We start from the raw sequence: 21,767 nt of genomic DNA, 5'->3' as shown, positions 1-21,767 counted from the left end.
AAAGATCATGAAAGACGCTATTGTGATGCCGCACGGGGTTGCTCCTCTATCGTGTCCGAGATCGTCGCCAAACGCTCGAATACGAGTAGAATCAACACCGTGCACCTTGTCCATTGAATTTAAACCGGACACCAGTGGGTCGAGCCCGAGGATGACGGAGGGGAGGTTGGTCGATTTACTCGGCCGCCTGCGCGTAGTCCTCCAGCGGCGGGCAGGAGCAGACGAGGTTGCGGTCGCCGTAGACATTGTCGACCCGGTTGACCGGCGACCAGTATTTGTCGACGCGGAAAGCGCCCGGCGGGTAGCAGGCCTGTTCGCGCGTATAGGGGCGGTCCCAGTCGCCGACGAGGTCTTCCACCGTGTGCGGGGCGTTCTTCAGCGGGTTGTTGACCTTGTCCATGCGGCCTTCCTCGATGGCGCGGGCTTCCTCGCGGATCGCCAGCATCGCATCGCAGAACCGGTCGATCTCGGCCTTGGTCTCCGATTCGGTCGGCTCGATCATCAGCGTGCCGGCGACCGGCCAGCTCATGGTCGGCGCGTGGAAGCCGCTGTCGATCAGGCGCTTGGCGACGTCGTCGACCGTGACGCCCGCGCTGTCGACCAGCGGGCGCGTGTCGATGATGCATTCATGCGCCACGCGGCCCTTGGCGGACTTGTAGAGCACGTCATAAGCGCCCTTGAGGCGGGCGGCGATGTAGTTGGCGTTGAGGATCGCCACCTTCGTCGCCTGCGTCAGGCCCGCACCGCCCATCATCAGGCAGTAGCTCCAGGAAATCGGCAGGATGGAGGCCGAACCGAAGGGCGCCGCCGAGACCGCGCCGGTGCCGCCGAGGCCCGGCACTTCCGGGTGGCTCGGCAGGTGGGGGGCGAGATGCGCCTTGACGCCGATCGGCCCCATGCCGGGACCGCCGCCGCCATGCGGGATGCAGAAGGTCTTGTGCAGGTTGAGGTGCGACACGTCGGAACCGATGTCGCCCGGCCGCGCAAGGCCGACCATGGCGTTCATGTTGGCGCCGTCCATGTAGACCTGGCCGCCGTGCTTGTGCACGATCTCGCAGACCTCGCGCACGTTCTCCTCGAAGACGCCGTGCGTGGAGGGATAGGTGATCATGCAGCAGGAGAGGTTTTCCGCATGGGCCTCGGCCTTCGCGCGAAAATCGTCCATGTCGATGTCGCCGTTGTCCGAGACCTTGACCACGACGACCTTCATGCCGGCCATCTGGGCCGAGGCCGGGTTGGTGCCGTGCGCGGAGGTGGGGATGAGGCAGACGTCGCGATGCGTGTTGCCGTTGGCGAGGTGATAGGCGCGGATCGTCAGCAGACCGGCATATTCACCCTGCGCGCCGGAATTCGGCTGCATGGAAACGGCGTCGTAGCCGGTAATGTCGCAGAGTTTCTGCGACAGGTCCTCGATCAGGTAGCGGTAGCCCTGTGCCTGGTCGGCCGGCACGAAGGGGTGAATTTCCGCAAATTCCGGCCAGGTGATCGGCAGCATCTCCGCCGTCGCATTGAGCTTCATCGTGCAGGAGCCGAGCGGGATCATCGAGCGGTCGAGCGCCAGGTCTCGGTCGGAAAGCCGGCGGATGTAGCGGGTCATCTCGCTTTCCGCCCGGTTCATGTGGAAGATCGGGTGCGTCAGGTATTCGCTGGTGCGCAGCAGGTTTTCCGGCAGGCGGTAGCCCGGCTCGAACTCCGCCACCTCGAAATCGCCGCCGAAGGCGCGCCAGACGGCTTCGAGCGTGACGGGGCGCGAACGCTCGTCGAGGCTGATGCCGATGCGGTCGTCGCCGATCTTGCGCAGATTGACCTCTTCAGCGACGGCCGTCTTCAGGATGATGCCCTGCAACTTGCCGACATGCACGGTGATCGTGTCGAAGAAGACTTCCGGCTCGACGGTGTAGCCGAGTTCTTCCAGGCCCATGGCGAGACGCACGGTCTTCTGGTGCACGCTCTGCGAGATCGCCTTCAGGCCCTGGGGGCCGTGGAAGACCGCATACATCGACGCCATGACGGCGAGCAGCACCTGCGCGGTGCAGATGTTCGACGTCGCCTTTTCGCGACGGATGTGCTGCTCGCGGGTCTGGAGCGACAGGCGATAGGCGCGGTTGCCGCGCGCATCGATGGAGACACCGACGAGGCGGCCCGGCATGGAGCGCTTGTAGGCGTCCTTGACCGCCATGTAGGCGGCATGCGGCCCGCCATAACCGACCGGCACGCCGAAACGCTGGGTGCAGCCGATGGCGATGTCGGCATCCATGTCGCCCGGCGACTTCAGCAGCGCCAGCGCGAGCGGATCGGCCGCCATGACGGCAATGGCGTTTGCGGCGTGCAATTGCGCGATCACATCGGTGAAGTCATGCACATGGCCATAGGTGCCGGGATACTGGAAGATCGCGCCGAAGACGGCGGCCGGATCGAGATCCTCGAAGGGATTGCCGATAACGACGTCCCAGCCGAAGGGCTCGGCGCGGGTCTTCAAGAGTGCGATCGTCTGCGGGTGGCAGTTCTCGTCGACGAAGAAGGCGTTCGCCTTCGACTTCGCCACGCGCTGCGCCATCGCCATGGCTTCGGCGGCGGCCGTTGCCTCGTCGAGCAGCGAGGCGTTCGCCACGTCGAGGCCGGTCAGGTCGCAGACCATGGTCTGGTAGTTGATCAGCGCTTCCAGCCGCCCCTGGCTGATTTCCGGCTGGTAGGGCGTATAGGCCGTGTACCAGGCGGGGTTTTCCAGGATGTTGCGCTGGATGACCGGCGGCGTGATCGTGCCGTAGTAACCCTGGCCGATCAGCGAGACGAGCTTCCTGTTGCGGTTGGCGGTCTCGCGCAGCTTGTCGAGCGCCTCGCGCTCGGTCATCGCCGCGCCCCATTCGAGCGGCTTTTCCTGGCGAATCGATTTCGGCACGGTGTCGTCGATCAGCGCGTCGAGGCTGTCATAGCCGATCACCGCCAGCATCGCTTCCATCTCCTTCGGCGAGGGGCCGATATGGCGACGGTTGGCGAAGTCGTAGGGCTGGTAATCGGTAAAGGCGAAATCCTTGGGAAGAGACATCAGCCGACAAGCTCCTTGTAGGCGGCTTCGTCCAGCAAGCCGTCGGCATCGGCCGCATTGGCGAGCTTCAGCTTGAAGAACCAGCCGGCGCCCTGCGGGTCGCTGTTGACGAGGGAGGGATCGGCGACGATCGCCTCGTTGACTTCGACGATTTCGCCGTCAAGCGGGCAATAGACGTCGGAGGCCGCCTTGACGCTCTCGACGGTGGCCGCATCGCCGCCCTTTTCGAAGGTGGAGCCGACCGCGGGCAGTTCGACGAAGACGAGGTCGCCGAGTTGCTCGGCCGCGTGCGTGGTGATGCCCACCGTCGCCACGCCGCCTTCGATCTTCAGCCACTCGTGTTCTTCGGTAAATTTCAGCATGTTTGTTCCTCTCTTTGGGAAGGGGTATCGGTCGTGTGGTCCCGCTGCGGCAGGCGGATGAGGGGCGCGCAGCGGGGTCATGAGTCAGCGTTTGAAGGTGTTCTTGACGAAGGGCATGGCGGCGACGGTGACGGGCAGGAATTTGCCGCGCACGCCGGCATAGAGCTGGGTGCCGGGGGCGATGGCCGCCTTGCTCACGTAGCCCATGGCCACGGGGCCGTCGACATTTGGGCCGAAACCGCCCGAGGTGACCGTGCCGACGACGTCCTCGCCCTCCGCATCGGTGGCGAGCACGGCGCCGCCGCGCACGGGGGCGCGGCCTTCCGGCTTGAGGCCGACGCGACGGCGGTCTGCGCCGTTTTCGAGCTGGTCGAGAATGATATCGGCGCCGGGGAATCCACCGGCGCGCTCGCCGCCCTTGCGGCGGACTTTCTGGATCGCCCATTCGAGCGCGCCTTCCACCGGCGTCGTGCCGGTGTCGATGTCGTTGCCATAAAGGCAGAGGCCGGCTTCGAGGCGCAGCGAATCGCGCGCGCCAAGACCGATCGGCAGCACGTCCGGATGGTCGAGCAGACGGCGACAGACGGCTTCGGCAAGGTGTGCCGGAATGGAGATCTCGAACCCGTCCTCGCCGGTATAGCCGGAACGCGAGACGATGCAGTCGGCGTCGTGCAGGTCGCAGGCGCGCACGTCCATGAAGCGCATGGAGGAGATATCGGCCCAGAGTTCGGCAAGCACCGATTCCGCATGCGGCCCCTGAAGGGCGACCAGCGCGCGGTCGTCATGCAGCGTCAGCTCGCAGACATCGCCGATCTTCGCCTGCATATGGGCGAAATCCGCGTCCTTGCAGGCCGCGTTGACGACGACGTAAAAGTGGTCGCCGCGGTTGGCGATCATCAGGTCGTCGAGAATGCCGCCGTCGTCATTGGTGAAGAGCGCATAGCGCTGGCGTCCTTCGCCGAGCCCGAGCACATCGACCGGCACCACCGTTTCGAGCGCGCGCGCGGCATCCGCATTGTCGCCGGAGCGGGCGCGCACGGTGACCTGACCCATATGGGACACGTCGAACAGGCCGGCGGCCGCGCGGGTGTGCAGATGTTCCTTCATCACGCCCGCCGCATATTGCACCGGCATTTCATAGCCGGCGAACGGCACCATGCGGGCGCCGAGCGACAGGTTCAACGCATGAAGCGGGGTTTTCTTGAGGTCTGACGATACGTCCAAAAGGCGCCCTCCAGTCTTTGGGCGCCCATGATTTTTCCGGGCGCCGGCTCACAATCCAGGCGCACCTGCGCCGTTCTCCTGAGCCCCCTCTGTCCCTTCGCCTGAGATTGTTATCCCTTCGGCGAGCGTTTTCACGCTTCTCTCCAGAGTTCCGACGGCACCTTGCTGGTCCTTTTGCCTGAGAGTTTCCGGGGCGGTTGCTCCTTCGGCACCGGTCTTGCCTGTTGAAAGGCGACCGGTTTCTCCCAGCGAGGTCGGCCCCAGATAACGACCTTGCCTGCGCTTTGGCAAGAGTGCTGCGTCGCTGCCGAACAATTTTTTGTCGTAGAGGGAAACGGACAAAGAAAAGGCCCCGGGGCGGGGACCTTCAAGAGATTGGAGGACGGCTGATTTTTAGGGGAGGATCAGACGGTTTCCGGCGGTGGGGGCGATGCGTTTTCGCCGTAGAGGCGCTGCGCCTCGGCGACGGTCACCTGCGGCGTGCTGCCGGGCGCAGTGATGAGCGCCAGCGCCAGCGCCGGCGGATGAACGACATTGAGCACGGCGAGCACACGGGCATCGCCGCGGATCTTGGCGTCCTCGCTCCAGTGGTGGATGCGCTCCTCGAACAGCGTGTTCGCGCGCACCTGCTGTCGCATTCCCTGCGAGGCATAGGCGGCGGTGGCGGGCGAGACTGTCACGATCTGAGTCATGGCGTTCAACGGGTTTGGTTTGGGTTGGAGCAATTTATCAGTTGCGCCTTTCGCGCATGTAAAACTCCATGGTTGCATTTTCATCGAATTTTAACAGTCTGTGCGATTTTCGGTCGGCCTTGCCATCGGCGGGGCAATTCCGCCATAACAGATGCGAGATGCCGCCGGAATCGGGCGGACAAGGCAGGTCCAGCAAAAGTGTGAAGCGGTTTTGCGTCCGGAACTGCGTCAAGCCAAAATCATGCCGCCAATGGCGCGGGAGGACCGATGAAGCCGATTTTCGTGCAATTGCAATGCGCTCCGGGCAAGACCTATGAAGTCGCGGACGCGCTTTACGCTACGGAACTCATCTCGGAGCTTTATTCCACCAGCGGCGATTACGACCTGCTGCTGAAGATCTATGTCGACAGCGAGGAAGACATCGGCAAGTTCATCAACGACCACGTCGCCTCCATTCCCGGCATCGTGCGCTCGCTGACCACGCTGACTTTCCGCGCTTTCTAAGCTGTTCCCCTGCGCCCGTTCTTGCGCTAAAGCACGCGCAACGAAAGAAGGCGAAGATGGCAGGCATCGAACAAAGACAGGTGGAGAACGACGAGGCGGGCATGCGCCTCGACCGCTGGTTCAAGGTCCACTATCCGGGCCTCGGCTTCGGCCAGCTCCAGAAACTCCTGCGCTCCGGCCAGGTGCGCGTCGATGGCGGGCGCGTCAAGAGCGACACCCGCATCCAGCCGGGGCAGATGGTGCGCATCCCGCCGATGGACGTCGATGCCAAGGCGGTGAAGTCCGGGCCGATCGCCGGGCGGGATCTCAAGCATTCATCGGATCACGAACTGCTGTCCCGCATGCTGCTGCATGAGGACGACAAGGTCATCGTGCTGAACAAGCCGGCCGGCATCGCCGTGCAGGGCGGCTCGGGCATCAACCGGCATATCGACCAGATGCTGGAGGCCTGGACGAGCCAGAAGGGCGAGAAGCCGCGCCTCGTGCACCGCCTCGACCGCGACACCTCCGGCGTGCTCGTCGTCGCCCGCACGCGCGGCGCCGCGCAGAAGCTGACCGCCGCCTTCCGCGAGCGCGACACCAAGAAGACCTATTGGTCGCTGGTGATGGGCGTGCCGAAGAAGCGCGAGGACAAGATCTCGACCTGGCTCGTCAAGGAGCAGACGCCGGACGGCGACCGCATGCGCATCGCCAAGCATGGCGAGGATGGCGCCGACCACGCGGTGTCCTTCTACCGCATCATCGAGCAGGCCGCGCAGAATTATTCGTGGCTGGAGATGGAACCCTATACCGGTCGCACGCACCAGCTTCGCGTGCACGCCGCTCATATCGGCCATCCGATTATCGGCGATCCGAAATATTTCGAAGCCGACCTCAACTGGGCCTTTCCGGGCGGCGTGCAGAACAAGCTGCATCTCCATGCCCGCCGCATCGACATTCCCCATCCCTCCGGCGGGCGGCTGCGCATAACCGCGCCGTTGCCGCCGCACATGGTGCAGACCTGGAACCTCTTCGGCTTCGACCTGACTGCGGCGGAAGAGGACGACGACTGATGCGGCTCGTTCTTTTCGATTGCGACGGCACGCTGGTCGACAGCGTCGGGCTGATCCATGAGGTGATGGCGCGCACCTTCGTCGATTTCGGCCATGCCCGACCGGATGTAACCGAGACCAAGGCGATCATCGGGCTGACGCTCGACATCGCGATTGCCCGCATGCAGGGCAAGCCGCATGTCGATGACGAGGCGCTGGCGATGACGGCGCATTACAAGGCGATCTACGGCGGCGTGCGTGCCGAGGCCGGCTTCCAGGAGCCGCTTTTCCCCGGCATCGCCGACCTGATGGCGCGGCTGGAGCGGGACGAGAACCTGATCCTCGGCGCCGTCACCGGTAAATCCCGCCGCGGCCTCGATCTCATCCGCGCCTCGCATGGCTTCGAAAAGACCTTCTTCGTCTCGCGCACGGCGGACGATTGCCCGTCCAAGCCGCATCCGGGCATGGTGACGGAATGCTGCAGCGAAGCGGGCATCGATGCGGCGGCGACCATTGTCGTGGGTGACGCGATCTACGATATGCAGATGGCCAAGGCGGCGGGCGCCAAGGCCGTGGGCGTCGCCTGGGGGTATGCCAGCGTGCCCGAACTGGTGGAGGCCGGCGCGGACCATATCCTGCGCACGCCTGCCGACCTCCTCGACTGGCTGGAGATTTCCGATGCGTGACATCCTGAGCGACCTTTCCGACGCGATGAGCGACCCCGATCCGGTGCGTCGCGCGCAGATCCAGATGAAACGTCCGCTGCCGAAGCGCTTTTACAAGGACGTCTCCACCGATTTGGCTGACGAAGGCTTTCGCATCCTGCTCGACGGCCGTCCCGTGCGCACGCCGGCCAAGAAGCTGCTCGCCGTGCCGACGCAGCCGATCGCCGATCGCCTGAAGGCGGAGTGGGATGGACAAAGCGAGGAGATCGATCCGGCAAAGATGCCGGTGACGCGGCTCGTCAACACGGCCGTCGACGGCGTTGCCGACAATTTCGACGCCGTCCTCGAGGAGATCGTGCGCTTCGCCGGCACGGACATGATCTGCTACCGCGCCGATTCGCCCGAAGGCCTCGTCGAGCGTCAGCGCGACGGCTGGGATCCGGTCATCCGCTGGGCGGCCGATGCCAAGGGCGCCCGTTTCATCCTCGTCGAAGGCGTGATCCACCAGGAACAGCCGGCACCGGCGATCGCCGCCTTTGCCGCGGCACTTAGCGCCTATCGCCACCCGCTGGCGCTGGCCTGCCTGCACACCGTCACCACGCTCACCGGCTCGGCGCTTCTGGCGCTGGCGCTCGCCGAAGGTTTCATCGACGCCGACAAGGCCTGGTCGCTCGCCCATGTCGACGAAGACTGGCAGATCGAGCATTGGGGCACGGACGAGGAGGCCTTCCGCCGTCGCGAACTGCGCCGCGCGGAGATGGACGTGGCCGCCTCCGTGCTTGTGGAAATCCCGCGCTGAAAAGACTTTGTTAAGACATCCGCACCATTTTGGCACGCGGCTGAAATCCGACATCGCATACCGGTACCAAGTCTCATGCATTTCCTTCTCCGCGCTCTCTTCTCCGCCTGCCTCCTCGTCTCCACCACCGCCCATGCCGATGACGACTATCCCGTCCGCGATATCCGCAAGGTCGTCGTCAGCGGCGACGATAGCGTGCCAAACACGGTGCTGAAGCGCACCGGCGAGCACCTGAAGCGCGCCGCCAAGGCGACCCGCCGTCCGGTGCAGATCGACCGTGCCGCCATGGATATCCGCGTTTCCGGCGTGAAGCAGGCGGGCGACGGCCACAGTTCGGCAAAGGTCACGGTGACGCTCGCCGATCTCGGCGGCGGCGCCTCGTCGCGCAAGACGCTGACGGTCAACAGCTTCATGCCCGCCCGCAAGGGACGCGAGGCGGCGCTCGGCGACGCGATCGCCAGGCGCGTGGCGCTTGCCTACCATCTGGCGCCGGTCGCCAAGGGCAAGGTCGCTCACGGCAAACGCCCGGGCAAGGGCCGCAAATATGCCGGCGGCAAGCGCCGCACGGCGACGGTGCGCTCCGTCCAGGCCTACTCCGGCACGAAGCGTGCGCTCGTCATCCCGTCCGAAGCGGCGCTGACGGTGCGGTCACGCGCGCTGGCCGAAGGCTCGACGAAGAAGGTCGCGCCATGCGTCGTGACCCAGTCGATCAGCTGCGATTGATCTGATCCTGTCACCCTTCGTGGCGGCCGAGCGCGGTTATATCGACGAGGTGATCATGCCGCATTCGACGCGCAAGCGCATCGCGCGCGGCCTGCGTTTGCTGCGCAACAAGGATTTGGAAAATCCCTGGAAGAAACACGATAACATTCCTCTGTGAGCGAATCGAAACGGAGTGAGTCGCATGTTCAACCAGTTTTCCGCCTATCGGCCGCAGGCGCTCGCAGCGCTCAGGATCATGACGGCGCTGCTGCTCATCGAGCACGGCACGCAGAAATTCTTCAATTTCCCGCCGGCAGAGCAGCCCTTCGGCGATCTGATGAACCTGATCGGCGTTGCGGGCCTGCTGGAGGTCGTCGGCGGTCTGTTGATCCTCGTCGGGCTTTTCACGCGGCCGGTGGCCTTCGTGCTCTGCGGCTTCATGGCTGTCGCCTATTTCATGGCGCATGCGCCGCAGAGCTTTTTCCCGGTCAACAACCGCGGCGATGCGGCGGTGCTGTTCTGCTTCATCTTCCTGTATCTGACGGCCGCAGGGCCGGGGGCTTTCGCGCTCGATAACAGGCGTTAAGAGGCGTACTTCAGGCCGAGAATGCCGGTGACGATCAGCGCGATGCAGCCCATGCGGATCGCCGTCACCGGTTCGGCAAACAGGAAGATGCCGAGCATCACCGTGCCGACCGTGCCGATGCCGGTCCAGATCGCGTAAGCTGTGCCGATCGGCAGCGTCTTCACGGCGAGGCCGAGCAGCACGATGGAAATGACCATCGAGCCGGCGGTGAGCGCGGTCGGAAGCGGTTTGGTGAAGCCGTCGGTATATTTGAGGCCGATCGCCCAGCCGATTTCAAAAAGGCCGGCGAGCGTGAGAAGAATCCAGGGCATGATGCCTACTCCGTTTCAAAGGAGCGAGGCCGTCCCCGCGATCGTGACCGGACGAAACATCCGGCGGTAGCCGTCTACCGGGCGGAATATTGCCGATCCGCACGGCAAGGGCAAGGGCAGGGGCGGCATGTCAGCCATGCACCCCCGCCATACCGCATATTTTAGCCGAGGCGTTCGGCATGCCACTTCAGGTGATCGTCCATGAAGGTCGAGATGAAGTAGTAGGAGTGGTCGTAACGCTCCTGCATTCGCAGCGTCAGGCCGATATCGGTACCCTTGATCGCCTCTTCGAAGAGCCAGGGACGCAGGCCGTTTTCCAGGAAACCGTCCGCCTTGCCCTGGTCGATCAGGAATTCCGGGAAACGGGCGCCGTCCTCGACGAGCGCGCAGGCGTCGTATTCGCGCCAGGTCGCCTTGTCGGCGCCAAGGTATTTTTCGAAGGCGGGGGCCGACCAGTCGGCGGTCGACGGTCCGACGATCGGCGCGAAGGCCGAGCAGCTCTTGAAGCGCTCGGGGTTCTTGAGCGCGATCGTCATGGCGCCGTGGCCGCCCATGGAATGGCCGAAAATGCCCTGCCGCGACATGTCCATGCGGAAGTGCTGGCTTGCGAAGTTCGGCAGTTCCTCCGTGATATAGCTGTACATCTGGTAGTGTTCTGCCCACGGCGCTTCCGTGGCGTCGAGGTAGAAGCCGGCGCCCTTGCCCATCTGCCAGTTGGTCATCTCGTCGGGCACGTCGTTGCCGCGGGGGCTGGTATCCGGGCAGACGATGATGAGGCCGAGTTCGGCGGCCATGCGGCGGTATTCGCCTTTTTCCATGACGTTGGCATGGCTGCAGGTGAGGCCGGAGAGATACCAGAGCACCGGGCGCGGCTCGCGGATCGCCTGCGGCGGCACGAAGACGGCGAAGGTCATTTCGCAATTGCAGGCTTCGGAATCGTGGGCGAACACGCCCTGCATGCCGCCGAAGGCGGTGTTCTGGGAAAGCACTTTCATCAGGAAACTCCGGTTGTGTCAGGAGGCGAGCGCCACGGCCGCGTTGACGGCGGCGGCGACCAGCACGGTGTTGAAGAAGAAGGAGACGATCGCGTGCAGCAGGTTGACCTTGCGCATCGGCGTGGAGGTGATCGCGACGTCGGAGGTCTGCGCCGTCATGCCGATCACGAAGGCGAAATAGAGGAAATCATAGGCGCCAGGCGCGGCATCGCCCGGGAAATCCAGGCTTTTTCCGACGTCCGGGCTGGTTTCGGTGCTGCCCGGCCGCCAGTACAGATGGGCATAGTGCATGGCCGCCATCGTGTGGATGGTGAGCCAGCCGAGCGCGACAGAGGCGAAGGCGAGGAGGAATTCGGCGCCCGAGGCGGCCGGCCGGTTCAGCACCACGAAGAGCGAGCCCATCGAGACGGCAACGGCCGCGAAGGTCACGGCGAAGATGATCGCCACCGGCTCGTCGCTGTCCGTCGCGTAATGTTCGAGATGGGCTGCCGTCAGGCGCGGCACACGCCAGGCCGTCAGCAGCAGGTAGCAAAGGAAGAAGGCGACGGCCCCGATATCGATGGCGAAATCCGGCATCAGCCGGAGCGCGACGGCAAGGCCGATCGCGGCCGCGCCGATGCCGACATAGAACGGCAGGTGCCGGCCGTAGATCCGTGGTCCGGGCGCCTCCTTCATGGCGAAGGCCCCGGCCTGGCATTTTTTGCCCGGCGGCAGAGACGGTCGAGCGTTTCGAGGAAGGCAGACCGGTCGCGCGGCGAAAAAGCAGCGTTGTAGCCCTTGCTTTCGCCGGTCTCGCGCAGATGCGCGCCAAGGTCGCGCATGGCGCTGGCCATGCCGATATTCGCCTTGTCGAAGAGCCGGCCGGTCGGCCCGGTCACATGCGCGCCCTTTTCGACGCAACGCACGGCCAGCGGCACATCGGCCGTCACCACGATGTCGTCGGCGCCGACATTGTCCGCAATCCAGTTGTCGGCGGCATCGAAGGCGCCCGAGACGATGACGTTCTTCACCATCGGGTCACGCGATGGCCGCAGGCCGGAATTGGCGACGAAGGTCACCGGCATGCCATGGCGTTCGGCAACCTTGAGGATTTCCGGCTTCACCGGGCATGCGTCGGCGTCGACATAGATGGTGGGCATGGCGTCAGTCATCAAAATACCGGTCATAATCCCGCGCGGCATTCAAAAGACGCACGAGCTCTATGCCGGAGCCATCCGCAAGCCCCGAATAGATGATGATGTAGCGGCGGAACGGAAACATGCGCATATCAGGATATTTCGGAAAGCGCTGCGGTCCCAGATGCGGATTGTCCGAGAGCATGTGATAACGCTGCTCCAGTTCGCGAATGAAGGCATCCGCGCGCTCTTCGCTGTCCCTGGCGATGAACTCCCAGACGGCATAGAGGTCCTCGACAAATTGCGGGCGACGGAGAATGCGTGCCAAAGCGGCCTATCTCCGCTGCCGGAAGGTCGCAACCAGCGTTTCGGCCGTCTCCATTGGCGTGGCATCGCCGCTGGCGAGGCCCTGTCCGATCTGCGCTTCCAGGCCGGACACGAATTCTGCCGCCTGCCGTTCGCGCTCTTCGAGCAGTTTCAGGCCGGTCGCCACGACATCGTTCGTGCCGTCGAAACGGCCGGAGCGTACCAGACGCTCGACAAGCGCCTGTTGCTCCTTGGTCAGCGATACGGCAATGCCCTGCGACATGGTGGTTTCCTGAAACGATGCTGCCGGAAGTCTAGCAACTCCCGGCAGGCAAGAACAGCAAAAGCGGCGTTCTTGTCAGTAGAGGACAACGCTGCGGATCGACTTGCCCTCGTGCATGAGGTCGAAACCCTTGTTGATCTCGTCGAGCGGCATGGTGTGGGTGATCATCGGGTCGATCTGGATCTTGCCTTCCATGTACCATTCGACGATCTTCGGCACGTCCGTGCGGCCACGCGCGCCGCCAAACGCGGTGCCCATCCAGTTGCGGCCGGTGACGAGCTGGAACGGGCGCGTCGAGATTTCCTGTCCCGCACCCGCAACGCCGATGATCACCGACTTGCCCCAGCCGCGGTGCGAGGATTCCAGCGCCTGGCGCATCACCTTGGTGTTGCCGGTGCAGTCGAACGTGTAGTCCGCGCCGCCGATCGTGTCGCCGCCCCGCTTCGTCAGGTTGACGAGATAGGGCACGATGTCGTCACCGACTTCCTTCGGGTTGACGAAATGCGTCATGCCGAACTTTTCGCCCCAGGCCTTGCGGTCGTTGTTGATGTCGACGCCGATGATCATGTCGGCACCGGCAAGGCGCAGGCCCTGCAGCACGTTGAGGCCGATGCCGCCGAGGCCGAAGACGATCGCCGTCGATCCGACCTCGACCTTTGCCGTATTGATGACGGCGCCGATGCCGGTGGTCACGCCGCAGCCGATATAGCAGATCTTGTCGAAGGGCGCGTCCGGGTTGACCTTGGCGAGCGCGATCTCCGGCAGCACCGTATAGTTCGCAAAGGTCGAGCAGCCCATGTAGTGAAAGATCTTGTCCTTGCCGATCGAGAAGCGGCTCGTGCCGTCCGGCATCAGGCCCTGGCCCTGGGTGGCGCGGATCGAGGTGCACAGGTTCGTCTTGCGCGACAGGCAGGAGTAACATTCGCGGCATTCCGGCGTGTAGAGCGGAATGACGTGGTCGCCCTTCTTGAGCGACGTGACGCCCGGGCCGACATCGACGACGATGCCGGCGCCCTCATGGCCGAGGATCGCCGGAAAGAGGCCTTCCGGGTCGGCGCCCGACAGGGTGAATTCGTCCGTGTGGCAGATGCCGGTGGCCTTCACCTCGACCAGCACTTCGCCGGCGCGGGGGCCGTCGAGCTGTACGGTCATGATTTCAAGCGGCTTTCCTGCCTGAACGGCAACGGCGGCGCGTACGTCCATCTTCATCTCTCCTCATGCGGATTCTGTTCGGGCGGACCATTGCAGAGCCGGCCCGAGGCCTCAAGTGCGGCAAATGGAAAAAACTCAGCCCTGATTTGTTTTGATCAGATTGGCGATCTCGGCTTCGAGCGCGGCGATGGCCTTGCCGGTCTGGTCGTGAAGCCGGTGGACCTCGTTGAGCTGGCGCAGCAGCGGATGCAGGTGCTCGTCGCCGGAAGGATCCGCCGGCGCCTCGCCGATGCCCGCAATCAGCCAGGAGGGCGAGACGGAGAGCACGCCGGCCAGCATGAACATCGCCTTGGTATCGGGTTCGGCGTGGTCGCGTTCCCAGCCGCTGACCGTGTCTTCCGGCAGGCCGAGCCGGGAGGCGAGACCCTCGAGCGACAAAGCCAGCGCATCGCGTGCCCGCCAGATGCGCCCGCCGAGCGTATCGCCGTCGGCGCGACCCGAAGGGAAGGGGATGGTGTTGTTTTCGCCGGGAAAGGTCATCACGGCCTCCATTTCTTAATCTAGAGCATTTCCAGTGAACTCTGGTTCACTGGAAATGCTCTAGTTTTTTGTTTTTCCGCATTGTCCGACACCGAAGCGATGTCGCTTCGGGTGGAAATGCTCTAGCGAGCTTACAGGCAATGCGGGATCGCCTTCTACCTCAAATGCGCCGCTTCGCGCCGCCCGCACGCCGACCTTCAGGGCCGGATTTCGGGCATTGCCTGCCGGCGGAAAAGGGCTATGCAGGGGGGAACGAGGAGACGCATCATGAAGGCTGCAACCGGCACCAACGAGCAGGCGGGCGGAGGCACCATGCAGGGCGTGGCGCTGATGGCGTTCGCCATGCTGCTGCTTCCCTGCATGGATGCGATCGCCAAATACATGGCGACCTTTGCCGACATGTCGCCGGGGCAGGTGACCTTCTATCGCTTCTTCTTCCAGGTCGTCTGCACGATCCCGCTGATCTTCACGGCTGCCGGCAGCGCCACGCTTCGGCCGAAACGCCCGTGGCTGAACCTGCTGCGCGGCGCCATCCACGGCGCGGCGAGCCTGCTGTTCTTCGCGGCGGTCAAATACATGCCGCTTGCCGACGTGTTCGCGATCTATTTCGTCGAACCCTTCATCCTCACCGCCATGTCCGCGGCCTTCCTGGGCGACAAGGTCGGCTGGCGGCGCTGGCTGGCCATCGTCGTCGGCTTCGGCGGCGCGCTCATCGTCATCCAGCCGAGCTTCGTGCTCTTCGGCTGGACCGCGCTGCTGCCGGTCGCCTGCGCCTTCCTCTACTCGATCTACCTCTTCATGAACCGCGCCATCGGCGAGGCCGATTCACCGCTCACCATGCAGACGATCGCCGGCTTCGGCGGCACGATCTTCATGGGCGTGGCGCTGTTCGCCGGTCATTCGGCCGGTATCGCCGATTTTGCGCTGTCGCTGCCGGCATCCGCCTTTGCGCTCGCGCTGCTCGTCATCCTGGGCGCGCTGTCGGGTTATGCGCATATGCTGGTCGTGCGCGCCTTCCGCATGGCGCCGCTCTCGCTGCTGGCCCCCTTCCAGTATTTCGAGATCATTTCGGCGACGGTGCTCGGCTATGCGATTTTCGGCGATTTCCCGACGCCGTCGAAATGGCTCGGCATCGCGGTCATCGTCGCCTCCGGCCTCTTCATCATCTGGCGCGAGCACCGGACCCGCAGGGGCACCGCGGAGATCGCCTTCGACTGAGGTGCCTTGAGCGCTTCCTGTTGAGTGGCTAAGACTGCCTGTCGAGACTGCCGGAGGAAAACATGTTCAAGAAAATCCTGATTGCCAATCGCGGCGAGATCGCCTGCCGCGTGATCAAGACGGCACGCAGGATGGGCATCGCCAGCGTCGCGGTCTATTCCGATGCCGACCGCGACGCGCTGCATGTCGAGATGGCGGACGAGGCGGTGCATATCGGCCCGGCGCCGGCCGCGAGCGCAATTTCTACTTCCTCGAGATGAACACCCGCTGCAGGTCGAGCACCCGGTGACGGAACTCGTCACCGGCATCGATCTCGTCGAGCAGATGATCCGCATCGCCGCCGGTGAAAGGCTGGCGCTGGCGCAGGCCGACATCGAGCTGAACGGCTGGGCGGTGGAAAGCGATGGTCGCCAAGCTCTGCACCTGGGCGCCGACGCGGCTTCAGGCGATCGACGCGATGAGCGATGCGCTGGATGGTTTTACGGTCGACGGCATCGAGCACAACGTGCCCTTCCTCGCCGCCCTGATGCGCCATCCGCGCTGGCGGGAGGGCCGGCTTTCCACCGGCTTCATCGCCGAGGAATATCCGGACGGTTTTGCGCCCATGGCGCCGACGGAAGAGCAGGCCGCCATCCTCGCCCGCGTCGCGCTGTCGGCCCATCTCGCGCGAGGCCTTGTCTTAACATTTGTTAGGACTTTGCCGTTAGCCTCCTTTCTGCCTGCCATGACGGTCGGGGAGGACGGTATGTCGACATCGTTTTCGGTGATCCTGCTTCTGACGATCAATCTCGGGCTGATCTGGCTGTTGATCGCAGCGCCGGTCGGCAGGCGTACCCTCCATCTCACCCGCGTCTTCCGCGCGCCGCCGGGCCGCATCGCCGCCCTCGTCAGTCCGCTCGGCGCGGAAGCGGACTGGCATCCCTCGGTCGTGTCCAGCGAGCGGCTGGCCGGCGGCCGCGTGAAGCAGACCTTTTCCTATCCCGACCGCCTCGGCGATCCCATCACCCGCACGCTCTCGGTCAGCGAGGCGACGGATGCCGACGGCATCGCCTGCGAGACACGGGTGGTCGAGGACAGCGCGCTCGATGCCTCGTTCTGGCGGAACTATGTGGAGCGCCGTTTTCTGCGCGCGGTCCCGGGCGGCACGGCGCTTACCGTCGAGCAGACCGATCGCTATCGCGGCATCGCCTTCCTGCTGTTCCGCTACATCCAGCTGCGCCGGGACATGAAGGCGCTCGACCGCTGGCTGGCGACCGGCAAGGGCGAGGTGCACGGCGTTCTGGAACACCCGCTGACGCAGGTTGGCCTTGCCATTCTCTCGACGCTGCTGCTCTGGCCGTTCTTCGGGCTTGGCCCGCGCGGTCTGCTGCTGTCCACCATGCTGACCGTGGTGATCGTGCTGCACGAGCTTGGCCACATGGCGGCCTATAGGGCCTTCGGGCACCAGCGGGTGCGCATGATCTTCGTGCCGCTGCTCGGCGGCATCGCGGTCGGGGGGCGGCCGTACAATTCCCATTTCGAGGTCGCGGTCTGCGCCCTGATGGGCGCCGGCATGTCGGCTTTCCTGATACCGCCGCTGGTGGCGCTGCACGATGCGGCAGGTCCCGCGACGAGCGGCGTGCTGCTCGTCTTCCTCCTGATCCTCGGTGCTTTCAACCTGCTGAACCTGCTGCCGATGCACCGGTTCGACGGCGGGCAACTGCTCAGGCAGGTCTGCTCGACGCGCCCCAGCCTTCTTGTCGTGAGTTTCCTCGTGACATTGGCCATCCTCTGGGTGGGCTGGCGGATCGGACTGCCGCTCCAGCTCCTGACCGCCGGCCTAGCGGTCTTCACCGTGCTGAGCCTGATCGGTGCGGGCGGCGTAAAGCCGCGCCGGGCGCTCGATCCGATGACGGCGCCGCAGCGCCTGCTGTCAGGTTTCGGCCTCTATGCGGCCATCGTGCTGCACGGCTATGCGATCATCTATGCCTGCGAAAGGCTTTTGGGCTGACAGTCCGCTTCTGAAACGGTGTCGCCGAACACCCGCTCGAACGAATCGCGGATGCGCATGTCGACGTCGCTCATCATGACCGGCAGGCCGAGATCGACGAGGCTCGTCACGCCATAGCCGCGGATGCCGCAGGGCACGATGCCGGAGAAATGCTCGAGCTCGGGATCGACGTTGAGCGAGAAGCCGTGGAAGCTCACCCAGCGGCGCAGCCGGATGCCGATCGCCGCGATCTTGTCCTCGGCCGGCGAACCATCGGCCAAGGCCGGGCGCTCCGGCCGGCGCACCCAGACGCCGACGCGGTCTTCGCGCCGCTCGCCGCGCACGTTCATCGAATCGAGCGCGTCGATCACCACCGCCTCCAGCGCCGCCACGAAGGCGCGCACGTCCTGCCGACGGCGTTTCAGGTCGAGCATGACATAGACGACCCGCTGGCCGGGTCCATGATAGGTATATTCGCCGCCGCGGCCTGTGGAAAACACCGGGAAGCGATCCGGCGCCATCAGGTCGGCGGCGTTGGCGCTCGTGCCGGCGGTGTAGAGGGGCGGGTGTTCGACCAGCCAGACGAGTTCGTCGGCCTCGCCATCGGCGATCGCGGCGGCCTCTTTTTCCATGGTTTCGACGGCCACGTCATAGGGAACGAGATCCGGCGCGATGCGCCAGCGCACCGGCGGCGAGCCGGGAACCGCGAGAAGGGAAATGGAGATGTCCTGCCGCTGCATGAGGCCCGTCCTTTTCGTTCCGTTCTGCCAGATATAGGGGCGATCATGCAAGGATTTCAGGGGTTTCCGGGGTCTTGTGAAGGACCTGTTGAAATTGTTTCGCTTTCCGTCATTTTTCTTGTCGCACAGCCTTGTGCACCCCAAATGCTTTTGCTACATGCACCTCCGTCGCCGCAAGACGACGCCTACCACGATGCGGTCGTGGCGGAATTGGTAGACGCGCAGCGTTGAGGTCGCTGTGGGGCAACCCGTGGAAGTTCGAGTCTTCTCGACCGCACCAAAAAAGAGACCCGCTTCGGCGGGTCTTTTTTGTTTCGGGCTTTTTCACCCCCGTGATCTGCTTTGTACAGAATGGCTTGGACGCGTCAGGCCTTGGCCTTGCTGTACTTCTTGACGAGGCGTTCGCGCTTCAGGCGGGAGAGGCGGTCGATCCAGAAAATGCCGTCGAGCTGGTCGATTTCGTGTTGCAGGCAGATGGAGAGCAGGCCGTCGGCTTCCTCGCTGTGCGTGACGCCCGAAAGGTCCTGATAGCTGAGGCGGATGCGGGCAGGGCGCTCCACCTCGTCCGTCATGCCGGGCATGGAAACGCTGCCCTCCGTATGGCGTTGCAGCTCCGGTGAAAACCATTCGATTTCCGGGTTCACGTAGACGCGCAGCGAGCCCAGCCCGTCGAGTTCGATGACCGTCAGCCGTTCGAGCACGCCGACATGGGCGGCGGTGATGCCGATGCCGGGTGCTGCGCGCATCGTGGCGGCGAGATCGTCGGCGAGCGTCGCCAGCCGTGCATCGAACACCTCCACCTTGCGGCAGGGCGAACGAAGACGCGGATCGGGGTAGCGCAGGATGGGAAGGATCGCCATGGTTTCTCCGGCTGTCTCAAGGCCGTCATCCCTAGCCTGTTTGCGGCAGGCGGGAAATCCCGGGCCGCTTCCGGGCGTCGCGAATCGTGCGATTTTCATGAAATTGCAACAGGTTGCGAATTTTTTGTCTCGCGCCGGCTTTTGCCGCTTTCGGTGATGGACCGGCCGCGCGCTTTGCTTTAGCACGATGTTGAGCGGCGCGCCCGGCGAGGGCGCTTCGAGGAAACCCTGCACGTAATCCCTGTCGTTTCTGCTCGGCCGGCGCGCCAGGTGGGACGATCCCGACGCAAGGAGCGGCCCGATGGAAAACACCGGCGACGACCACCGCATCCACAAGGGACAGGCAGAACACAGTACCTTCGACGGCGAGGACATCTACGCCGAGGACGGTTCGATCCGCTCGGATTTCCTGATGTATGTCGGCGCGGCGATTGCCGATCGCGACCTGATCTTCCTGCGCCGCCACGTGGCAAGGCTGCATGAATCGGAAATGGGCGACCTCTTGGAGGCGATCCAGCCGGAGCAGCGCCGCCAGCTCGTCTCGCTGCTCGGCGACGATTTCGACCTTGCGGCGCTGACCGAGGTCGACGAGGCGATCCGCCTCGACATCGTCGAGCACATGCCGAACGACCAGATCGCCGCGGCGCTCGGCGAGATGGATTCGGACGACGCCGTCTACATCCTGGAAGACCTCGACCAGGAGGACCAGGAGGAAATCCTTTCCAAACTCCCGTTCACCGAACGGATTCGCCTGCGTCGTTCGCTCGACTATCCGGAAAGCACGGCCGGCCGGCGCATGCAGACCGAGTTCGTCGCTGTGCCGCCGTTCTGGACGATCGGCCAGACGATCGACTACCTGCGCGAGGATGCCGACCTGCCGGAGAGTTTTTCGCAGATTTTCGTCATCGACCCGACCTTCCGCCTGCTCGGCGCCATCGATCTCGACCGCGTGCTGCGCACGTCGCGCAACACGAAGATCGAAGCGATCATGCGCGAGACGAACCACCCGATCCCGGCCGAGATGGACCAGGAAGAGGCCGCCCAGCTCTTCGAGCAGTACGACCTTCTCTCGGCCGCCGTCGTCGACGAGAACGACCGCCTCGTCGGCGTGCTCACCATCGACGACGTGGTCGACGTCATCCAGGAAGAGGCCGAGGAAGACCTGATGCGCCTCGGCGGCGTCGGCGACGAAGAACTGTCGGACAAGACCATCGAGACCGTGCGCTCGCGCGCGCCGTGGCTGCTGGTCAACCTGCTGACCGCCTTCCTCGCGGCCTCCGTCATTTCGCTGTTCGAGGCGACGATCGAGGAAATCGTGGCGCTTGCCGTGCTGATGCCGATCGTTGCCGGCATGGGCGGCAATGCGGGCTCGCAGACGATGACCGTGACGGTGCGCGCGCTCGCGACCCGCGACCTCGACATCCACAATGCCTGGCGCGTCGTGCGCCGCGAGGCCGGCGTCGGCCTGCTGCATGGCGTCGCCTTCGGTGTCGTGATCGGCTGCGTCGCGGCTCTGTGGTTCCACGATATCAATATCGGCGGCGTCATCGCGGTCGCCATGCTGATCAACATGTGCGCCGCAGCGCTCGCCGGCATCACCATTCCCATGCTGCTCGACCGGGCCGGCGCCGACCCCGCGGTCTCCTCCAGCGTCTTCGTCACGGCGGTCACCGATATCGTCGGGTTCTTTGCGTTCCTAGGGCTTGCGACGTGGTGGTTTGCTATAAGATAAGCCGAAAATTGACTTATACGTAAAAGTCAATAAAATGCCCGCTCAGACGAGATCGGAGCAGGCGTGGACAAGTTTTATACCATAACCGAGCTGACGCGCGAATTCGGGGTTTCCACCCGTACCCTGCGCTTCTACGAGGACGAGGGGCTGATCCATCCCGAGCGCCGCGGCCGCACGCGTCTGTTCCGCCCGGCCGATCGCCGCCTGATCCAGGAAATCCTGCGCGGGCGCCGCATCGGCTTCACCATTGCGGAAATCCGCGACATCATCCGCGTCTACAAGGATCCACCGGGTGAAGTCGGGCAGCTCGAATTGCTGATGGCCAAGGTCAGCGAAAAGCGCGAGGAACTGCGCCAGAAGCGGCGTGACATCGAGGAGACGCTGACCGAGCTCGACAATGTCGAGGAAGCGTGCCTGACGCGCCTGGCCGAAATCGGCGTCGGTACTTGATCCTCCTTCAGATCCAGCGCGACGTGCCGGTGCAATAGCGTTCGAAATCGATGCCGAAGCGGGAGAGCAGATGCAGCTCCTCGCGCTTGATCGCGATGATGCTGGTGACGGCTGCGGCGACGGTTGCCGTCACGAGGCACCAGGGATTGAGCATGGCAAGGCCCATGCCGGCCGTCGCCAGCGTATAGCCGAGATAGATCGGATTGCGGGTGAAGCGGTATGGGCCGGAGGTCACCAGATGGGTCGAACAGCGGTTCGGCATGATCGTCGTGTGATTGTCGAGCAGCGTGCGCATCGCCCAGACATCCAGCACGATCGCGGTGACGATCAGCACGCCGCCGGCCGCGCGCGCAATCCAGATATTCGTGTCGGACACCGCCAGCGGAAACCACGCCTGCAGCAGGAAGGCCGCCGCTATGGCCGCGCCGTAGATCAGCGGCGGCCAGGGAAAGGCGAGAGGCTTCATGCGATAGGCGTTCATGATC

General features: G+C 64.3%; 25 protein-coding genes, 1 tRNA gene, 2 pseudogenes and 1 riboswitch. Of the genes and pseudogenes, 13 read left to right on the top strand and 15 right to left on the bottom strand.

Annotation, left to right across the window (positions count from 1 at the left end; genetic code table 11):
- Positions 1-175: 175 nt before the first annotated feature.
- From gcvP to VGN93_RS27940, 4 genes are all read right to left on the bottom strand, one after another.
- Positions 176-3,046, bottom strand: coding sequence for an aminomethyl-transferring glycine dehydrogenase (gcvP, locus tag VGN93_RS27955; protein ID WP_319321505.1), 2,871 nt, complete (start codon positions 3,044-3,046; stop codon positions 176-178).
- A complete protein-coding gene (gene gcvH / locus VGN93_RS27950) occupies positions 3,046-3,408 on the bottom strand; it encodes a glycine cleavage system protein GcvH (RefSeq protein WP_327510201.1) in 363 nt (120 codons plus the stop codon). Before gcvH ends, gcvP begins: the two co-directional genes overlap by 1 nt.
- An 84-nt stretch (positions 3,409-3,492) precedes the next feature.
- Positions 3,493-4,632 (bottom strand): glycine cleavage system aminomethyltransferase GcvT, encoded by a 1,140-nt coding sequence (gene gcvT, locus VGN93_RS27945; protein ID WP_327510200.1) that lies wholly within the window; start codon positions 4,630-4,632, stop codon positions 3,493-3,495.
- A 156-nt stretch (positions 4,633-4,788) separates the two neighbouring features.
- Positions 4,789-4,890, bottom strand: a riboswitch (glycine riboswitch).
- A 146-nt stretch (positions 4,891-5,036) separates the two neighbouring features.
- Positions 5,037-5,324 carry a hypothetical protein gene (locus VGN93_RS27940; RefSeq protein ID WP_319321494.1) on the bottom strand — a complete coding sequence of 96 codons (288 nt, stop codon included), beginning with the start codon at positions 5,322-5,324 and terminating at the stop codon, positions 5,037-5,039.
- 267 nt (positions 5,325-5,591) lie between these two features.
- Between VGN93_RS27940 and VGN93_RS27935 the strand changes: the two genes are divergently transcribed.
- The 7 genes and pseudogenes from VGN93_RS27935 (at position 5,592) to VGN93_RS27905 (ending at position 9,611) form a co-directional block, all read left to right on the top strand.
- On the top strand, positions 5,592-5,828 hold the full coding sequence (locus VGN93_RS27935; protein ID WP_024271053.1) for an Lrp/AsnC ligand binding domain-containing protein: 237 nt from the start codon (positions 5,592-5,594) through the stop codon (positions 5,826-5,828).
- A gap of 56 nt (positions 5,829-5,884) precedes the next feature.
- Positions 5,885-6,880, top strand: coding sequence for an RluA family pseudouridine synthase (locus VGN93_RS27930; RefSeq protein ID WP_319321479.1), 996 nt, complete (start codon positions 5,885-5,887; stop codon positions 6,878-6,880).
- Positions 6,880-7,545, top strand: coding sequence for an HAD-IA family hydrolase (locus VGN93_RS27925; protein ID WP_327510198.1), 666 nt, complete (start codon positions 6,880-6,882; stop codon positions 7,543-7,545). Before VGN93_RS27930 ends, VGN93_RS27925 begins: the two co-directional genes overlap by 1 nt.
- On the top strand, positions 7,538-8,323 hold the full coding sequence (locus tag VGN93_RS27920; protein ID WP_327510197.1) for an ATP12 family chaperone protein: 786 nt from the start codon (positions 7,538-7,540) through the stop codon (positions 8,321-8,323). Before VGN93_RS27925 ends, VGN93_RS27920 begins: the two co-directional genes overlap by 8 nt.
- Positions 8,324-8,398: 75 nt before the next feature.
- Positions 8,399-9,046 (top strand): hypothetical protein, encoded by a 648-nt coding sequence (locus VGN93_RS27915; protein ID WP_327510196.1) that lies wholly within the window; start codon positions 8,399-8,401, stop codon positions 9,044-9,046.
- A pseudogene (locus tag VGN93_RS27910) lies at positions 9,045-9,203 on the top strand (carboxyl transferase domain-containing protein); the annotation flags it as partial. The gene VGN93_RS27915 and the pseudogene VGN93_RS27910, both read left to right, overlap by 2 nt.
- Positions 9,204-9,227: 24 nt before the next feature.
- The gene (locus VGN93_RS27905; RefSeq protein ID WP_319321468.1) at positions 9,228-9,611 is read left to right on the top strand and encodes a DoxX family protein; all 384 of its coding nucleotides are present in this window, start codon (positions 9,228-9,230) and stop codon (positions 9,609-9,611) included.
- Here the strand turns inward: VGN93_RS27905 and VGN93_RS27900 are convergent.
- The 8 genes from VGN93_RS27900 to VGN93_RS27865 all read right to left on the bottom strand — a co-directional run bounded on the left by VGN93_RS27900 (position 9,608) and on the right by VGN93_RS27865 (position 14,313).
- A complete protein-coding gene (locus VGN93_RS27900; protein WP_327510195.1) occupies positions 9,608-9,922 on the bottom strand; it encodes a multidrug efflux SMR transporter in 315 nt (104 codons plus the stop codon). The two genes, VGN93_RS27905 and VGN93_RS27900, sit on opposite strands and share 4 nt — an antisense overlap.
- Before the next feature lie 161 nt (positions 9,923-10,083).
- Complete coding sequence (fghA, locus tag VGN93_RS27895) at positions 10,084-10,917, bottom strand: S-formylglutathione hydrolase (RefSeq protein WP_327510194.1); 834 nt, start codon at positions 10,915-10,917, stop codon at positions 10,084-10,086.
- 18 nt (positions 10,918-10,935) lie between these two features.
- Positions 10,936-11,592: a DUF1345 domain-containing protein gene (locus VGN93_RS27890; RefSeq protein WP_327510193.1), complete on the bottom strand. Its 657-nt coding sequence runs from the start codon at positions 11,590-11,592 to the stop codon at positions 10,936-10,938.
- Complete coding sequence (locus tag VGN93_RS27885) at positions 11,589-12,068, bottom strand: YaiI/YqxD family protein (RefSeq protein ID WP_327510192.1); 480 nt, start codon at positions 12,066-12,068, stop codon at positions 11,589-11,591. The genes VGN93_RS27890 and VGN93_RS27885 overlap by 4 nt, the downstream gene beginning before the upstream one ends.
- Positions 12,061-12,360, bottom strand: a complete 300-nt coding sequence (locus VGN93_RS27880) for a type II toxin-antitoxin system RelE/ParE family toxin (protein WP_327510191.1) — start codon at positions 12,358-12,360, stop codon at positions 12,061-12,063. The genes VGN93_RS27885 and VGN93_RS27880 overlap by 8 nt, the downstream gene beginning before the upstream one ends.
- 6 nt (positions 12,361-12,366) lie before the next feature.
- A complete protein-coding gene (locus VGN93_RS27875) occupies positions 12,367-12,621 on the bottom strand; it encodes a ribbon-helix-helix domain-containing protein (protein WP_327510190.1) in 255 nt (84 codons plus the stop codon).
- Positions 12,622-12,696: 75 nt separating this feature from the next.
- The gene (locus tag VGN93_RS27870) at positions 12,697-13,824 is read right to left on the bottom strand and encodes an S-(hydroxymethyl)glutathione dehydrogenase/class III alcohol dehydrogenase (RefSeq protein WP_327510189.1); all 1,128 of its coding nucleotides are present in this window, start codon (positions 13,822-13,824) and stop codon (positions 12,697-12,699) included.
- Between the two features lie 84 nt (positions 13,825-13,908).
- Positions 13,909-14,313, bottom strand: coding sequence for a helix-turn-helix domain-containing protein (locus VGN93_RS27865; RefSeq protein WP_327510188.1), 405 nt, complete (start codon positions 14,311-14,313; stop codon positions 13,909-13,911).
- Positions 14,314-14,580: 267 nt separating this feature from the next.
- Between VGN93_RS27865 and VGN93_RS27860 the strand changes: the two genes are divergently transcribed.
- From VGN93_RS27860 to VGN93_RS27855, 3 genes and pseudogenes are all read left to right on the top strand, one after another.
- A complete protein-coding gene (locus VGN93_RS27860) occupies positions 14,581-15,531 on the top strand; it encodes a DMT family transporter (RefSeq protein ID WP_327510187.1) in 951 nt (316 codons plus the stop codon).
- 62 nt (positions 15,532-15,593) lie between these two features.
- A complete protein-coding gene (locus tag VGN93_RS31375; protein ID WP_414714199.1) occupies positions 15,594-15,791 on the top strand; it encodes a biotin carboxylase N-terminal domain-containing protein in 198 nt (65 codons plus the stop codon).
- Positions 15,761-16,195 (top strand): annotated as a pseudogene (locus VGN93_RS27855) (acetyl/propionyl-CoA carboxylase subunit alpha); the annotation flags it as partial. The gene VGN93_RS31375 and the pseudogene VGN93_RS27855, both read left to right, overlap by 31 nt.
- Positions 16,196-17,493: 1,298 nt before the next feature.
- On the opposite strand, the gene lipB reads toward VGN93_RS27855, so the two are convergent.
- Complete coding sequence (lipB, locus tag VGN93_RS27850) at positions 17,494-18,240, bottom strand: lipoyl(octanoyl) transferase LipB (RefSeq protein ID WP_327510186.1); 747 nt, start codon at positions 18,238-18,240, stop codon at positions 17,494-17,496.
- Between the two features lie 195 nt (positions 18,241-18,435).
- Between lipB and VGN93_RS27845 the strand changes: the two genes are divergently transcribed.
- Positions 18,436-18,520: transfer RNA gene (locus VGN93_RS27845), tRNA-Leu, on the top strand.
- A gap of 85 nt (positions 18,521-18,605) precedes the next feature.
- Here VGN93_RS27845 and VGN93_RS27840 read toward each other — a convergent pair.
- A complete protein-coding gene (locus VGN93_RS27840) occupies positions 18,606-19,100 on the bottom strand; it encodes a peptide deformylase (RefSeq protein ID WP_327510185.1) in 495 nt (164 codons plus the stop codon).
- Positions 19,101-19,401: 301 nt separating this feature from the next.
- On the opposite strand from VGN93_RS27840, the gene mgtE reads away from it, so the two are divergent.
- On the top strand, positions 19,402-20,832 hold the full coding sequence (gene mgtE / locus VGN93_RS27835) for a magnesium transporter (RefSeq protein WP_327510184.1): 1,431 nt from the start codon (positions 19,402-19,404) through the stop codon (positions 20,830-20,832).
- A gap of 63 nt (positions 20,833-20,895) precedes the next feature.
- Complete coding sequence (locus VGN93_RS27830; RefSeq protein ID WP_256115801.1) at positions 20,896-21,282, top strand: MerR family transcriptional regulator; 387 nt, start codon at positions 20,896-20,898, stop codon at positions 21,280-21,282.
- Between the two features lie 7 nt (positions 21,283-21,289).
- Here the strand turns inward: VGN93_RS27830 and VGN93_RS27825 are convergent, their stop codons facing one another.
- Positions 21,290-21,763: an isoprenylcysteine carboxylmethyltransferase family protein gene (locus VGN93_RS27825; RefSeq protein WP_319321424.1), complete on the bottom strand. Its 474-nt coding sequence runs from the start codon at positions 21,761-21,763 to the stop codon at positions 21,290-21,292.
- Positions 21,764-21,767 lie beyond the last annotated feature (4 nt).

Origin of the sequence: Shinella sp., assembly GCF_035998705.1 — a bacterium.
In the GTDB taxonomy this organism is placed as follows: domain Bacteria; phylum Pseudomonadota; class Alphaproteobacteria; order Rhizobiales; family Rhizobiaceae; genus Shinella.
This window is presented reverse-complemented; position numbering and strand designations above follow the sequence as displayed.